11 protein-coding genes and 1 pseudogene are annotated in these 14,845 nt (G+C 58.6%); 10 read left to right on the top strand and 2 right to left on the bottom strand.

Features of this window, described 5'->3' with window-relative positions; genetic code table 11:
* Positions 1-333: 333 nt before the first annotated feature.
* The 6 genes and pseudogenes from K4G67_RS16870 (at position 334) to mobF (ending at position 9,186) form a co-directional block, all read left to right on the top strand.
* Positions 334-1,425: a tetratricopeptide repeat protein gene (locus K4G67_RS16870; RefSeq protein WP_239807416.1), complete on the top strand. Its 1,092-nt coding sequence runs from the start codon at positions 334-336 to the stop codon at positions 1,423-1,425.
* A complete protein-coding gene (locus K4G67_RS16865; protein ID WP_239807415.1) occupies positions 1,422-3,044 on the top strand; it encodes a 3'-5' exonuclease in 1,623 nt (540 codons plus the stop codon). Before K4G67_RS16870 ends, K4G67_RS16865 begins: the two co-directional genes overlap by 4 nt.
* A 63-nt stretch (positions 3,045-3,107) precedes the next feature.
* A complete protein-coding gene (locus K4G67_RS16860) occupies positions 3,108-3,428 on the top strand; it encodes a hypothetical protein (RefSeq protein WP_239807414.1) in 321 nt (106 codons plus the stop codon).
* Positions 3,429-3,505: 77 nt separating this feature from the next.
* Positions 3,506-3,838 carry a ribbon-helix-helix protein, CopG family gene (locus K4G67_RS16855; RefSeq protein ID WP_082737277.1) on the top strand — a complete coding sequence of 111 codons (333 nt, stop codon included), beginning with the start codon at positions 3,506-3,508 and terminating at the stop codon, positions 3,836-3,838.
* Entirely contained in the window at positions 3,828-6,212 is a 2,385-nt protein-coding gene (locus tag K4G67_RS16850; protein ID WP_239807413.1) for a type IV secretion system DNA-binding domain-containing protein, read from the top strand. The genes K4G67_RS16855 and K4G67_RS16850 overlap by 11 nt, the downstream gene beginning before the upstream one ends.
* Positions 6,213-6,249: 37 nt before the next feature.
* Positions 6,250-9,186, top strand: a pseudogene (gene mobF, locus K4G67_RS16845) (MobF family relaxase).
* Here the strand turns inward: mobF and K4G67_RS16840 are convergent.
* Positions 9,183-9,827: a S24 family peptidase gene (locus tag K4G67_RS16840; RefSeq protein ID WP_230280444.1), complete on the bottom strand. Its 645-nt coding sequence runs from the start codon at positions 9,825-9,827 to the stop codon at positions 9,183-9,185. The pseudogene mobF and the gene K4G67_RS16840 sit on opposite strands and share 4 nt — an antisense overlap.
* Positions 9,828-10,219: 392 nt before the next feature.
* On the opposite strand from K4G67_RS16840, the gene K4G67_RS16835 reads away from it, so the two are divergent.
* Both K4G67_RS16835 and K4G67_RS16830 read left to right on the top strand, forming a co-directional pair.
* A complete protein-coding gene (locus K4G67_RS16835) occupies positions 10,220-10,447 on the top strand; it encodes an AbrB/MazE/SpoVT family DNA-binding domain-containing protein (protein ID WP_239807431.1) in 228 nt (75 codons plus the stop codon).
* Position 10,448: 1 nt separating this feature from the next.
* Positions 10,449-10,841, top strand: a complete 393-nt coding sequence (locus tag K4G67_RS16830; protein ID WP_239807412.1) for a type II toxin-antitoxin system death-on-curing family toxin — start codon at positions 10,449-10,451, stop codon at positions 10,839-10,841.
* A gap of 176 nt (positions 10,842-11,017) precedes the next feature.
* Here the strand turns inward: K4G67_RS16830 and K4G67_RS16825 are convergent, their stop codons facing one another.
* A complete protein-coding gene (locus K4G67_RS16825; RefSeq protein WP_239807411.1) occupies positions 11,018-11,740 on the bottom strand; it encodes a hypothetical protein in 723 nt (240 codons plus the stop codon).
* Positions 11,741-11,941: 201 nt separating this feature from the next.
* Between K4G67_RS16825 and K4G67_RS16820 the strand changes: the two genes are divergently transcribed.
* Positions 11,942-12,859 (top strand): hypothetical protein, encoded by a 918-nt coding sequence (locus K4G67_RS16820; protein WP_239807410.1) that lies wholly within the window; start codon positions 11,942-11,944, stop codon positions 12,857-12,859.
* Positions 12,860-12,915: 56 nt separating this feature from the next.
* Positions 12,916-14,631: a hypothetical protein gene (locus K4G67_RS16815; protein WP_239807409.1), complete on the top strand. Its 1,716-nt coding sequence runs from the start codon at positions 12,916-12,918 to the stop codon at positions 14,629-14,631.
* Positions 14,632-14,845: the final 214 nt, after the last annotated feature.

Raw genomic sequence — 14,845 nt, 5'->3', positions numbered from 1 at the left:
CGGGTCTGATCATAATTTCGGAGCGCGTCTCTTGGCGAGCACCGATCCTCGCGTTTGCCTGGCGGCGGCTGACCGGTTCCGCAATTGGAATCATCCCGGCTCGCGGGCTGTTCAGGCCGTTTGCTCTCATCCTGCGGTTATACATGTGGTGACCTCCTCGCCTTCCACTCGCGCGGAGGAGGTGGCTGCCCTTGTATAAAATTCGTTCTCGGGAGAAGCGCTTGTGATCGGCTTGCCGCGAAGGTTCCTGCATGTGTGCTGTTCATCGAGTAAACCCGACTCTGTCGGGGCAACTTGGTTGCGAGGCCATTACGAGAAACGAGGCATCTGGTGATGAGCAACGGTGAACAGAAACTTCCCGTTTCGCGTGATTCCAGTGCCATTACGGGTAAGGACCGCGGGGCACGCAATCTCTTTGCAAGGATCGCCGCTGGGTCCTACCAAGTCGGACTGGAGCACGGCGATCCTGAACTCTTGTATCAACGCGGCCTTGCTTTTCGCGAGGGGCGTGGCGCTCCACAAGATAGCACTGAAGCATTCCGGCTCTTCATGCTCGCTGCTGAGCAGGGGCACAGTGCCGCACAAGACGCTATTGGACAACTTTACGAACTTGGCGAGGGGGTTGTCGAAAATATACCCAGTGCCTTGGGATGGTACAAGAAGGCGGCAGAGCAAGGTTTTGCTTTAGCACAGTTCCATCTCGGGGACTGCTTTTACTGTGGCAAAGGGGTTGAAGATGATGCTGCCAAAGCGGCTGAATATTTCCGCATGTCGGCGGATAAGGGCTGCCCTGAAGCGCAGGACGCCCTTGGTCATTTATACGATCGGGGGGAAGGGGTTGAGCTCGACTATGTGAAGGCAATCGATTGGTTTCGCAAAGCCGCAGCTCAGAATTTTGCGAGCGCGCAAGAAACGTTGGGCTTCTACCACTATCGCGGTCGCGGTGTTGAAAAAGACTACGCACAAGCTTTCAGATGGTACGAGTTGGCTGCAGAGAATGGCCATGCTGATGGCTTCATGCTCGGTGCGTGTTACGAGCATGGTCATGGGGTAGAGAAAGACCTGGTTAAGGCTGCCTATTGGTATCGCATCGATGCGGAAAAGGGGCATCTCGGGGCGGTCGATAAAATTGCGAAATTCTATGCTTTTGGGAAGGGCGTTCCGCAGGATGTCGGAGAGGCTCTGCGCTGGCTTCGGAAGGATTGGTGCACGAGCGCGGAGCTTTTTTTTGGCATTGGCCAGAGCGTCGAAAATGGTGACAGTGTCGAGACATACACGGAGGAGGAGCGACAAATCTGGTCAATTTGTTTGTACACCGCCGCAGCGGTACGGGGATCGCAACCAGCGCGCTTGGCACTACACCGGCTAGGCATTTCCTCCGCACTTGATGGTGAGATCGAACCTCCCGCGCACGAGAAACCATGAATACAGATTGGATCATTCTGGACACCGAGACCAGCGGTCTTTCATCGCCCATATACACGGTCGAATTGGCCGCGCAGCGAATGCGTGGGTGGGCACCATTCGGGGAGCCGTTCCGGAAGCTTATCAATCAGAACGCATGGATTTCGCCCGAAGCTTCCCGGGTTCACGGCTATACCCCTGAGATTCTTGAGAGGGACGGCTTTCCGCCAGAAGCAGTGTACGCTGCCTTCGCCGACTATGCAGGTGATCTCCCGCTAGTCTCATACAACCTCGAATACGATCTCGACAAGGTACTCATCCCGGAATGGAAGCGACTAGGAATTAGCCCTATCGGATCGCGTGGATTTTGTGCCTTGCGGTTGGCTCAGCGACTACTTGACCCAGTCCCGGCAGGGAACTGCAAGCTCCAAACCCTGCGCCAATTCTACTATTTGCCGGAGAGAGGGGCGCACACTGCGCTTGGCGATGTCGAGACCGTGATCGATCTCTTGGACACGGTCCTCAAGCCCCTGGCAGAATCGCGAGGTCTCGAAGAATGGGATGCTATCCGAGCTTTCGTTGAGGATGAATGGTTTCCGACATGCTTTGCTTTCGGAAAGTTTCGCGGGCGAGACTATCGGGATGCGACACGAGAGCCACAACTCCGTAGCTGGATCGAAGGATTGGCCCGATCATCCAATCCCCGAACGGCAGCCATGGGACGCTGGTATATTGCGAACCTAGACGGGCCGGGTCTCTTTGAGAAACGCGCGAATGGCCCTGCCGGAACGAATGCGGGCGCAGGGGTAACTTCGTCTGACATGGTAGTTTTTGGTGATCGCGAGGCGAGGCTTCTTAGGGACAAGATTGCTGCGGCTCGCGAACGTCTTGCTTCGCTAGAAGCGGACTACACCCGAGATCGAATGGCTGTCGACGTGGTTCAGGCCGCCCTGTTCCGTTTGGTAGGGGCATATCATCGCAATAGAGACCGCTTGCGCGATCTTGTGGATTATCGCCAGTCCTTGATTGATGCTCTGTTGCTGGGCAGAGAGGATGACGTCGTCCAGCTCGACACCGGATATGCGCACCGACGTGAGAAGGTCGAGGCTGAGTACGACCAAGCCAACCGCGAAGCGGAAGATCAGCGGCCACTTTCAGATGCCGATAAAGAGCGATTGACGGCACTCTGGAAGAAGCTTGTGCGCCTCTTTCATCCTGACAGGTTTGCCGGTGATCCCGTTAAACGTCAGAAGTACGAAGCCCTCATCAAGGCCATAAACCATGCTCGTGATGCCGGCGATATTGATACGCTGGAACGCATAGCGTCCGACCCGGATGGTTATCTTTCAGGCTTCGGCAGTGACGAAATTGGTATCGATGAAGACAACTCATTGCAGCATCTTCAGGCGCTTTATGACGCCCTTCAATCGGAGATTCTGGCTCGCCTGGAAGCGCTCGGTGATCTGCGCGAAGGTGGCGATTTCGAACTGGCCCGTGCCTACGAACGGGACCCGGCAATCGTGACCCGCATTGCGGAACATCAGATTTCCAACCTGACCGACGAGGCTGCTGTCCTTCAGGCGAAAGCCGATGAACTCGCCGACCAGCTAGAAGAGATAACGGGAGAACGCCCATCGTAAGGTTGGGCCACTGCGGTTCGATTGCGAGATGTGGCCATTTGCTACAAATTTCACTTTTGGGCAGTGAACCTTGGTACTCGGGTGGCTATCCATCATGCGCCGGATGGGCTACTAAATCCACGTGAATCCAAGGCCTTTGCCATCGAAAATCTGGCGGGGAAGTGGTCGGTCACAACGGTCCAAATAGGGAACAACTTCGCGCACACCGTACGCGACAAATCGCAGGCGGTAGTCAGTAAAAAAGATAGCAAATACAGGGTGTTGATGGATTCTTGCAAAAATGGCTGCTTCTCAATCAGAAATGAATGGTCGCCAATTCGCCAATCGAATTTGATTGAAGGCAGCCAGAAAGGGCGCATTCCTGCGCATCTTGCACGTTCTTGACATGTTCTCGTTTCTGATTTAGACAATAACCGCCTTTCGCAGTGCGGTCCGGGCTCCTGACCACAAGGAGTCCGTGCATGACACGGCCAAAATCTCTCCAGGTACATGTCACCGTCGAGCTCGCTGAGCGGGTTCGTACTGCAGCAAAGCGGCGCGATATAAGCGTCAGCGAATGGATCCGGTCGCTGCTTTCGCAGGCATGCGAAAATGACGATCTTGCATCGAAGCTCGAAACATCGGTCGACCGCATCAGCCGTCAATCAGTGTTCACGATGGTCGGCGTTGATGCCCTTCTCGCAGGGCATGCCGATCACAGTCTGCGTGAGCGAGCCCATCAGGCCTACGCGCGCAAATGCAAGGAACTGGGGCTCACCGCAAACGCCAGCGAGGGAGGTTCCGATGAAGCGTAACCTCGTCAACTTCACGCGCGGAAGTCAGCTGCTCGGACACTTCAGCTTCATGTTTGCAGCAGGTCTCAAGGGGCCGCTGATCATCGCCGCCATCGGCATTTCCTGGACTAGCTGGTGGACCATTTCGGCAGGGCTGAGCGATCACGAAGCCTACCTCGTCTGGATGCGAATTTATGCTGCCATCTACGGCTTCATGGAGTTCGATCCGGCCAAACAGGTCGCACTCGAAACGGGGTTTGGAGGAACCGTCCAGCTCCCCATCATCATGCTCGATGCCTATCCGCCGGTGATCAATGCCTGGGATCATCTGCTCGACTTGCTGGGCGATGCTCTGGTGCGTTCGGCCTTGCTTCTCGTGCCGGCCTTCGTGTTGTTCTACTGGTTCGCAGCGCGCTTCGGCAGTCGCTCGAAAGAGCGAAAGCATGAGCGCGGGGCCATGCTCGTTACGCTACCGGAACTGGTCGATGAGCTGCGCGGGCACAACCAGCGCGAGCGCGCCCGAGAGATTTCGAGCGCCATGGGTTGGAAATGGCATCTGTGTTCGCCCAAGGAACTGTCTGCGGCATTTCCATACCGGCCCTCGCATCTTGCGACGGTTGTCTATCCCTGGCGGCTTGAACAGAGCCACGCCATGCTCATCGGGACCACCGGCATGGGCAAGACAGTCGCCATGTCGGACATGATTGCCGAAGCCCGCGGCAAGGGACAGCGCTGCGTCGTCTTCGACCTAACTGGCGCTTTCATCGAACACTTCTACCAGGCCGACCGGGACATCATTCTGAACCCGCTCGACGCGCGCTGTCCGCAATGGAGCCTCTTCGACGAATGCCGCACCGAAGGTGAATTCTGGGCGGCAGCGGAAGCCCTCGTGCCTCATGACGGGGGCGGGGAGGCGCAGTTCTGGGTCATCGCGGCGCGTGCCTTGTTCGTCGAGTTCTGCCTCAAGCTGGTGGCCGAAGGGCGGGGCACCAATGCTGCGCTTGCCCGTGAACTGATGACCGCTGATCTCTCGCGGGTCCACGCCATGATGCGAGGCACGATCGCCGATCCCCTGACTGCTCCTGAAGCCGCGCGCATGGCGGAATCGATTCGGGCAGTGTTCAACGTGAACGCCAAGGCGCTGAAGCTCTTGCCCACTTCCGGGCGCCGTTTTTCGGTCCGAGACTGGATCGAGGAGGGCGCCAATGAAGACGAAGGCACTAACGCCAAGAAAAGTGGCTCGATGGTCTTCATCTCCGCGCGCTACGTCGACATGAGCGTGTGCGCGCAGCTTCTCACACTGTGGCTCGATACGGCGATGAATACGCTGATGACGATGCCCCGCACCAAGGACCTCAAATGCTGGTTCTTCATCGACGAGCTGGGTGCGCTTCACCGGCTCCCCGCTCTCGAAAAAGGCCTGCAGACGGCGCGCAATTTCGGCGGCGCAATCGTCACCGGCATCCATGCCTACGCCAAGCTCAAGGAGGTCTACGGTGAGAACATGGCGATGACGCTTGCATCGCTTGCCCGGACCAAATTGATCCTCGGTACGGCAGACCGCGAGACCGCCACCTGGTGTTCCGACTTCATCGGCCATCGCCAGGTTCGCGACATGGAAGAAGGCTACACCTATGGCTACAACAATGCTCGCGACGCCGTCAGCCTGACGCCGCGCAAGCATATCGAGCCCTTGCTGCTGCCCGACCAGTTGATGAACCTGCCGCGCCTGTCAGGCTTCATCAAATTCCCGGATGGCTTTCCTGCAGCGCCGGTCCGTCTGAAGCCGATAGACCGGGAAAGAATCGCACATGTCTTCGTCGGTCGGGCCAAGGATCGAGAGCCAATGCGGAAAGCCGAAGGCGAAACTGGGGGCGGCCAGACGTCTGCTAATCCGCCAACAAACCAGAGCGAACATCCTTCGTCGAACGATGACGGGGCAGGCAAGCCTGTCGTCCCAAAGCAAGGTACTCTTCCGCTTGAGCCGGTAGTCGAGGCGGATGCCAAGCGATCACGCCAGCAGGCGGCGAAACAGGACAAAAAGGACATTCCCGACGACATCAGGAAGCCGTCAGGTAAGTCCGGTCATCCGCGAAAATCGTCGCCCGAAGAGCGCACGGCAACGCCGCGTAACTCCCGTCCATTGCTGCCCACGAATGCGACGCTCCGCAAAGGCGATCATCCCGATGAGAAGGATCCATCGAAAAGCGTGAAGGAGGGACGCCGAAGCGACTTGCCGCGGGCCAATCCGCCCTCGGATAAGCCGCAAGCCGTCGATCGGATAGCCCAGCGCCAGCGAGAGGCAGAAGCCCGCAAGCTCATGCTCGAAGACGGCGTTCCCGAGCAGGATCAGCCTTCACACGAGGGTCCCGACCTCGGCGATTTTGAACTGTGACGCACGAGCCAGACGCCGCCGGGCGGAGTGACGCCTGATGCTCTCTGTAGCCAACGTCCGCACGGCTGGCGGCGCTGCCAACTACTTTGCCGCTGACAATTACTATACCCGCGCCGATGCCGAGAGATCTGGTCAATGGCTTGGCAAAGGCGCGGAGGCGCTTGGACTGCGAGGCGTTATCGAAGCCTCGCAGTTCGAGGCCGTGCTCAAGGGCATGCTGCCCGATGGAAGCCGTGTCGGGAGCGACAACAGGGCGCATCGCGCCGGCACCGACCTCACATTCTCGATGCCCAAGAGCTGGTCCATCCTTGCCCTTGTCGGCGGCGACAGGCGTATCCTCGATGCCTATGGCGCTGCCGTCCGCGAGACTCTGGCCTGGGCTGAGAAGAATCTCGCCGAAACCCGCATGGAGGTCCGAGGCAAGGAACGGGTGGTCGCGACGCGCAATCTCGTGATCGGGCTTTTCCAGCACGATACGAACCGCAATCAGGAGCCCAACGCGCACTTTCACGCCGTGGTTGCCAATGTAACCCAGGGGCCCGATGGCAAATGGCGAGCGCTGAGAAATGACAAGATCTGGGAGCACAACACGCTGCTCAATGCCATGACCATGGCGCGCTTCCGCCTGGCCGTAGAAAAGCTCGGCTACCAGGTTGGGGAATACGGCAAGCATGGCAATTTCGAAGCGGTGGGCGTTCCCAAACCCGTTCGTGATGCCTTCAGTTCGCGCCGTGCCGAGATCCTCGACAAGCTTTCGACGATGGAAGGCAAGGGCCTCGCGGCGCGCAATGCGGCCAATCTGATGACCCGGGCGGACAAAGGGCCGGTGGCAGACCGCCAGGCTCTCGTGAACCAATGGTGCGAGGCAGCAGCGCAGTTGGGCTTTGATCCGAGGCTTGTCATTGCACAGGCCAATGCACGGGCCGCCACCGACATTGGCTCTGTCTCCGGAATTGGAAATTCAGTACGATCGATCGGCCAGCGCGCGCGCCTTTTGGCTGCGACCTTTGCGGAGCGTCTGGGGCTACGTCAGGGCGACCCGCTTGTGCCTCGCGACATGGGGCGCCGGACGCCCGAGCAGATCGCGGCCGTTCATGCGGTCGCATCGGCGATCAGGCACTTGGGCGAGCGCGAGGCGGCCTTCTCGCGAACCGAGATATATCGCTCAGCGCTAGGCTTCGCCTTGCCCACAACTCTTGCCGATATCGAACACCGCGTCGACCAATTGCTGCGCCAGGGCCACCTGCAAAAAGGCAAGGGTGCAGATCGCAATCTTGTCACAACCCGCGATGCAATCGGGCTCGAGCAGCGCATCATTGCGGCCGTCGAAGGTGGCCGGGGACATGGAACTGCGGTGGTCGAAGCTGATGTGGCCGGAGAGCGGCTACAGGCGCTCTCCCAGCTCAAATACGGCCTGACCATGAACCCTGGCCAGGAAGGGGCAGGGTGCCTGCTTCTCGCCTCGCACAACCGGATTGTCGCCATTCAAGGCGTAGCTGGCGCCGGCAAGAGTACCGTCCTCAAACCTGTGGCGGACATCTTGCGCGAGGAAGGCACGTCCGTGCTCGGGCTCGCAGTCCAGAACACGCTCGTGCAGATGCTCGAACGGGATACCGGCATTCCCTCGATGACGGTCGCGCGCTTTCTACGCCAACATCAGGGCCTTCTAGAAGGAGCGGACCAGGCGAGGCTTGCCGAAGCTCGCGCGTCTCTGCGCGGTACCACGGTGCTGCTCGACGAAGCTTCGATGGTCGGCAATGCCGACAAGGAAAAGCTCGTGCGCCTCGCCAATCTGCTTCAGCTCGACCGCTTCGCCAGCATCGGCGACAGGAAGCAATTGGGCGCTGTCGATGCGGGCAAACCCTTCGACGTCATGCAGAAGGCAGGCGTCGAAACCGCCATCATGAACACCAATCTCCGGGCCCGCGAGACGGCGCTGCGCGATGCCCAATATGCAGCGCAGGGCGGAAATATCGACGAGGGCTTACGACATCTTGGCCCGCATGTCGTCGCGTCGGGAAATACAGCTGCCGTCGATGCTGCGGCGGCCTGGCTATCGCTTTCGCCTGCAGAGCGGGAGGTGACCGCTATCTATGCTTCGGGTCGCAACTTGCGCGGATAGGTGAATGACGCCGTCCAGATCGGGCTCAAGGCTAATGGCGAATTGGGACCGGGTTCTTTGCGGCTGAATGTCCTGTCGCGCGTCAATCTGACGCGTGAGGAAATGCGTTATGCGCGCAGCTATGCGGCCGGCATGGTGCTCGAAGTCGACCGCCGGCAAAGGGGGCAGGGGCTGCAGAAGGGCCGCTATGATGTGATCGAAACCGATCCCGCCCGCGAACGCGTGATGCTACAGAACGAGCGGGGCAAGCGCTTTGAATTTCGGCCGGGCCAAATGCGACCGCAAGGTGAGCAGGATCCGCTGCGTCTGTTTGAGGTTCGCCCACTCGAAATTCACGATGGTGACCGCATCCGCTGGACGGCAACGGATCACAAGCGCGGACTGCTCAACGCCGATCAGGCGCGCATCGTGGCGGTCGATGGGAAATCGGTGACGGTCAGAACCTCGCTCGGTGTCGAACACCAGCTGGGGCTCAAGGATCCCATGCTCGAGCGCCTCGATCTTGCCTATGCGCTCAACGCGCATATGGCGCAGGGCCTGACCTCCGACCGCGGGATTGCCGTCATGGACAGCCGAGAACGCAAACTCGCCAACCAGCAGACATTTCTCGTGACGATAACCCGCCTGCGCGACGGCCTCACCCTGTTTGTCGACAATGCCGACAGGCTCGAAGCCGCGGTTGAGCACAATCCGGGCATGAAGCGCTCGGCGCTCGAGACGGTCGATCTGCTGCGCCATGCCGCAGCCACCGGACAGGCCAGGGGAAGGGCAACCGATCCGACGCAAGCACCTACCCGCGAGCCGCCCGAACTCGACCGCTCGCTCACCAAGCCTTTCGAAATCGGGATCTAGCGCAATGCGCGGCCGAACCAGAGCACGCGGCCCACGATATTGATCGTGCGCTTCTCCAGCCCGCGCCAGCTGGGATAGGCAGGATTGTCGCTCAGCACGGAGACGCGCTTGCCCTGTGGTTCGATCGCGACACGCTTCACGCTCAGCATATCGTCCATGCGCAGGACATAGATCCCGTCGCGCAGCCGCGCCTGACCGTCGCTCAAATCGACCATGACTTCGTCGCCATTGGCCAGTGTCGGCGCCATGGAATCGCCATGCACAGCGATAATTGAAAGACTGCTTGCCTTGCTCGCCGTCAGCCGGCGTAGCCAGTTCTCGTCAAACCCGAACTGGGCGCATTTGGCTTCCATCTCGGCGAGTGCGCCGTGTCCTGCCGAGGCCTCGACATCGAGAATAGGCACATGGACCAGTTCGACCACTGGGCCTGCGCGCCGCTCGGGCGCGCCGAGGACTTTCTCGTCCACCCCGAAAAAGCGCGCCAGGACCGCGCGATCCTGTTCGTCCAATTGCCGCGGACTACCGCGCCGGATGTACTGCTGGATATAGGCCGCATTGCGTCCCAGGAGCCGGGAAACCGAAGAATAGTTGCAGCCTCTTTGCTGGATCAGTTCGTCCAGAGCTCTACGCGCATCGTCCATCGCTGTTGGTCCTGTTGGGTCCGTCTAGGAATTTCTGTCCTAGACTATAGGAACTCTTCCTATTAAGAACAAATTAAGAACGCAAGCGGAAAGTGAGTCGAGGTCGATGGAGCTTTTGGAGCAGATTGAAACCTATATGGCGCGAACCGGAATGCGGGCGAGTACCTTCGGCAGAACTGTCGTCGCGGACCCTCGTTTCGTGCAGGACCTTCGCGACGGGCGGCGACCCAGGCTCAAGACCCAGAAGCGTGTGTCGCAATACTTGTCGGGTGACTGTTGAGCGGGAATGATTGGAAGGCCAAAGCTGTGAATGGATAATGACCCTTTGCGCCCATTGGGCCAGACGTTCGGTTGGACTTGAGCCGAACGCGTTGGCGCGTTATAACCAACGTATGAACGCGAGCCTAAAGATCACTAAAATCGGCAATTCTGCCGGTGTTGTTTTGCCCAAGGAACTGCTTGCCAAGCTTCGGGCGGGCGTGGGTGATACTCTATACATTTCTGAAACGCCCGAAGGAATCCGCATTACCGTGTCGGACCCTTCGTTCGAAGCCAAAATGGCTTTGGCAGAACGTATTATGCGTGAAGACAGGGATATCCTGCGCGCACTAGCGAAGTAAAATGGTGCAAACATCCGAACCGGTCTGGATTGAGACCGAACTGGCGCTTGCCATTCATGATCGTCAATTGGCGGAGCATGGCGGCCCCATCGGACTGCGCGATGCGGATGCTTTGGAATCTGCTTTAGACCGCCCTCGCAATCAGTGGGCCTATGGCGATACCGATCTCTGCAAACTCGCTGCTGCATACGCCTATGGTCTGGCCCGTAACCATCCATTCACGGATGGCAATAAGCGGACTGCCTGGGTGCTCGCGCGGCTTTTTCTGGCGCTGAATGGCTATAAGATTACCTATAAACCAGAAGATGCAGTCCGGATGGTACTTCAGCTTGCCTCAGGCGAACTCGATGAGGGGGCTATTGCCGAGTGGCTGACGACCAGGCAGGTCGAGTGAGCCGAAAGAGCGGCAACGCAGTTTCCAGTAGTTTTCCTGTCGGACAACCTGCCTGCCGTACATTCGGTCATCTACACGCGATGTAACGGCCTTCAGTGGTATCAACCTCGCGCCAACCATTGGCGAATGCGTTGCAGTCAGCGTGATGTCTGTTCCGCACGCGCCGCTACGCGCTCCTATTTGTTGAAACCCAGTGAAGTGCGAATGCTATCGAGATCGAAGTTATCATATCGATGGCGGCGGCTTGCCAGATATGACTGGGCTTTGCCGGAACGGATGAGTTCGAAGATTTTGATTTTTGCATCGATGATGCTGTCGAACCTTTGCTTGCCCAGAACATTGTTCATCGCGATGCCGAAACCATCGGTGGTTTCACGAACTTCGACCAGAATTCCTTTTTGGTTGATTACATGTGTTCCGTCAGGCCTGATCTTCCAACGCTTTGAACCCACAAAACGCTTTTTCGCATCGATCGATTTCAGGTAGATCTCGTGATGTTTACTCGCGTCATTTGTTTGAGTTAGATGGTCACAGCAATCGGTTCCGACGGCCATCGCGCCCCATGCTTCATGTTCGATCGCATAGACGTAGCGAATTTCGGTCCCGCACAACTCGCAGTTACCATCCAACTCGCCCAAATCATCGACGCCAACCCACTTCCATCCGTCACGCGGCATGACATGACCATGCTCTGCGGCATGGCACCCCTTGCACAGGGCTTCGCAGTCTGTCGTTTCATAATCCCACGGCAATCGCCCACGAATGTATCGCTTGAGGTGCACTTGCAGTACTACGTCGTCGTCTATGCCCGAACGGAGACAACGGACACAACAGCCGTTGTGTAACTTGATAACGTCCTTTCGAAACGCAATCCAATTGGCGTGGCGGTATTGCTTCATAGCTTGTCTCACTTCCCATCATAACGCACTGCGCTGTGCTTTTTGAAGGGGAGGGGAATTTGAAAATCTGTGACTTTTGCACTGGTATTGCTGCAAATGTTCGACCGACAGCGACGTTCCTGAACGCATTTAGCTTCCCATATGAAATGATGCAGCGACAGGGCGGCTGACACGTTTCTGAATGAAGGCTAATAGTTACTGATGCAGGTCAATCAGCCTATTCCCGATTCCGATGAAGTATGGGCTCTGTCGTTGGAAGGTGGCCTGCGCATCAGGGCAACCGCCAGCCCCGCATCGCCCATAGTCGATGAATTTTTCGAAGCCTATGAACGCGCTTTCGTGCTCCCCGACGAGAAGGAGGATATCGCGGGATTTCGTGCCTGCCTCGCGATGAATGCCGACAGGGGATGTTCCGGCCCGCCATCGCACCGCGAACTCATCGCTGTTATCGAGGATGACGAGGGAGCCCTGCTGGGAGGCGCCAATTTTCTGGCATCGGCGATACAGGCGATAGACGGTCATCCTTCCACCTCGATTGCGCTGAACTATCTTTTCGTCGATCAGGCCGCACGGGGGAGGGGACTGTCGCGCCTGTTGCTGGCCATGGTGGCGCAATTGTCGGTTCGCGCTCTGGGCGATCGGACGGGCAATCCCGCCATATTTATCGAGCAGAACGATCCTCTCCGCATGACGGCGGCCGAGTATGAGGAGGACAACGAAAGAGGCGGGACCGATCAGGTCGAGCGGTTGCGGCTTTGGCAGCATCTGGGCGCGCGGGCGGTTGACTTTGCCTATGTGCAGCCGGCCCTGTCGGCGGATCAGGCGGCCGAGGATGCGCTGGTCTATTCGGTTCTGGGCTTCGACGGACCACATATGTCCGCGCGTTTTCTCCACGATCATTTGCAAAGCTTTTTCCGGATTTCGGTGCTGAAGGGGCAGGATCCGACCGTCGATCCGACCGCCGCCGCCCAGCTGGAAGAATTGGGTGCGCGCGCCGATGCAGGCGGGCTGATCGATCTGCTGGACATCGGACCGGCGCTGGAGACGCTATCCGGTGACAGGGGGAACTGGCCGCGATGCGGTTCAATCCTGGAACTGGCGCGCGGCGATTGCGGCTGATGGCGGGCTGAACCGCAAGTTTCGTGAATGTTGGGGGGCTTCACTTGATCAAGACCATGGCAGCGGCAAGATCGGTTGCCGAAGACCGGACGCTCTACTGGACCTTGTCGTTCTATTTGCCACGATCGCGCATCGGGGCAGTGCCGGACGGGTTTCAATGCGATCGCTCACTGGCTCTCAGCCAGGCGATCGATCCCCTGTTCAACGATATCGCCGACCGGTCGCGCCAGCAGAAAGTGCCTGACCGCCTGTATTGCGCGGGCCCCGCCGAAACGCTCGTTTTTGCCATGCCCGATCTTGTCGAGTGGATGACGGAAGGCAGTGCCTTTGCAGTGCGGATCGAACCGGAACGCCGCAACCGTGATATTTCCCTGCGCCGGTTCTGGTACCGTTATCCCGATGGCGCCTTCAGCTGGAACCTTGGCTTCGAATATCGCTATGGACCCGATCTTGCGGCTGAACGCGCGGGTACGGTGCCTGCAACCTATTACTTCCTGTCGCTCTTGCAGAAACTGGCATGGCCCAAGGAATTCGATCCGGCACGGGGGGCGGAAGGTCTCGACGCGCTGGCGGGTTTGACCGTCATGCGCGGGGCTGGCGACGCGCAAGCCGTGCCGTTCTGGGATTTCGTGGCCGGATGCTATCATGCGGATCGTGACCTGCTGGAAACCGATTGCGCCATCGGGCTGCCCGCGTTTGACGACGCGGTCGAGAAAGTGCCCTCGATCGAGATGCCGGGCCTGACGGTTCCTGCCAACCGGTCCAGTTTCTATTTCCATGACCGCCGGTTTTTCGAACTGATCGAGCCGGTGGAGAAAGGCGTGCTGGTCAAGCGCCGCACCCGTGTGCCCGATGCCGAATTCCGCGCATATCCGGAATTGATCGCGCAGCAAAAGGCCGCGCAATCGTCATCCCCCCATGTCCTTTTGGGCGCCGATTACTGGCGAAGCGTTCGCCGTCTGCGCAGCCGTCCTGCGGAAACGCGGCTGGCCTATCTTTTCCTCGCGGGCTTCAGCCAGAACATCATCGACTTCACCAATCAGGAAGCGAGCGAAGTGCTCGACAGTCTTGACCCTATCTATCCGAAATCGGACGAACAGGAGGAAGAGGGCTTTTTCGTCCGCTTTGCCAATCCCCGTGCGATGATCACCTTCGTCCCCCGTTCGCGCACGCTGGAGGTGGGGAACGATCATATCGGAACCTGCCCGTATGCCTTTCTGATCCACGCACTCGCCATGCATAACGAGGCGCTGACCCGCGAGCAGGAGGACGAGACCTTCAGAGCCATAGACGAGATTCAGGCAAAGATCGGCAGCGGCAGATTTGCCGAGGCGGAAGCGCAAATCAATGCCGTGCGCCGCGATGCGTTCGAGAAATATGAAAGGCATCGCTATCGCAATCCATTTCGTTACGATACCGAGCGCGATGTCTTTGAAGAGCTTGAGCTGCTGCGCGGCACGTCGCGCCTGAAAGAAGCCTATCAGGGTGCGCTGGCCGCGCTTGAGGAAGACGTACGGGACCTGCATCGCCGCCAACGCGACAAAGATGACGAGCACGCGCAGACGCAGGAAAGGCTGCTTAACCTGCTGTTCGGCATCCTCGGCGTTTCGGGCGTGATCCAGGTCGTATTCCAGGTCGAACAATTCGCCCACGATCGTATATCGAACTGGCAGAACTGGACCTTTGCCATCCTGTCGCTGGCAACGCCGGTCGCGATGGCGCTGGCCCTGCCGGTGGCAATCGCATGGTATGTCAGGCGACGGACGCGTTAGTTTGGCATGGGCACTGCTTTTCAGCGTTAATATGATATAATGCGTGGCTTTCGCGCGATACTGCTGATCGGTGCAGCCTGTTTTGCAGTCCCTGAAGTTGGAGTTTACCATGCACCATAAGCGAGGCCGTGCGCTGTCCGTCGTCAGAACATTTGGCACACCTAGCTGCGTAAATTAGCGGAGCTTGGGCCTCGTCTGGGAATTGATGTTTAGG

Source organism: Croceicoccus hydrothermalis (genome assembly GCF_022378335.1).
GTDB lineage: Bacteria > Pseudomonadota > Alphaproteobacteria > Sphingomonadales > Sphingomonadaceae > Croceicoccus > Croceicoccus hydrothermalis.
Note: the sequence above shows the minus strand (reverse complement) of the source record. Positions and strands in the feature narration are given on the sequence as shown.

What these genes read in the sequence shown, in the direction of transcription:
- K4G67_RS16870 (WP_239807416.1), top strand. Translation starts at nt 334, where the DNA reads ATGAGCAACGGTGAACAGAAACTTCCCGTTTCGCGTGATTCCAGTGCC.
- K4G67_RS16865 (WP_239807415.1), top strand. Translation starts at nt 1,422, where the DNA reads ATGAATACAGATTGGATCATTCTGGACACCGAGACCAGCGGTCTTTCA.
- K4G67_RS16855 (WP_082737277.1), top strand. Translation starts at nt 3,506, where the DNA reads ATGACACGGCCAAAATCTCTCCAGGTACATGTCACCGTCGAGCTCGCT.
- K4G67_RS16850 (WP_239807413.1), top strand. Translation starts at nt 3,828, where the DNA reads ATGAAGCGTAACCTCGTCAACTTCACGCGCGGAAGTCAGCTGCTCGGA.
- K4G67_RS16840 (WP_230280444.1), bottom strand. Translation starts at nt 9,827, where the DNA reads ATGGACGATGCGCGTAGAGCTCTGGACGAACTGATCCAGCAAAGAGGC.
- K4G67_RS16835 (WP_239807431.1), top strand. Translation starts at nt 10,220, where the DNA reads ATGAACGCGAGCCTAAAGATCACTAAAATCGGCAATTCTGCCGGTGTT.
- K4G67_RS16830 (WP_239807412.1), top strand. Translation starts at nt 10,449, where the DNA reads ATGGTGCAAACATCCGAACCGGTCTGGATTGAGACCGAACTGGCGCTT.
- K4G67_RS16825 (WP_239807411.1), bottom strand. Translation starts at nt 11,740, where the DNA reads ATGAAGCAATACCGCCACGCCAATTGGATTGCGTTTCGAAAGGACGTT.
- K4G67_RS16820 (WP_239807410.1), top strand. Translation starts at nt 11,942, where the DNA reads ATGCAGGTCAATCAGCCTATTCCCGATTCCGATGAAGTATGGGCTCTG.
- K4G67_RS16815 (WP_239807409.1), top strand. Translation starts at nt 12,916, where the DNA reads ATGGCAGCGGCAAGATCGGTTGCCGAAGACCGGACGCTCTACTGGACC.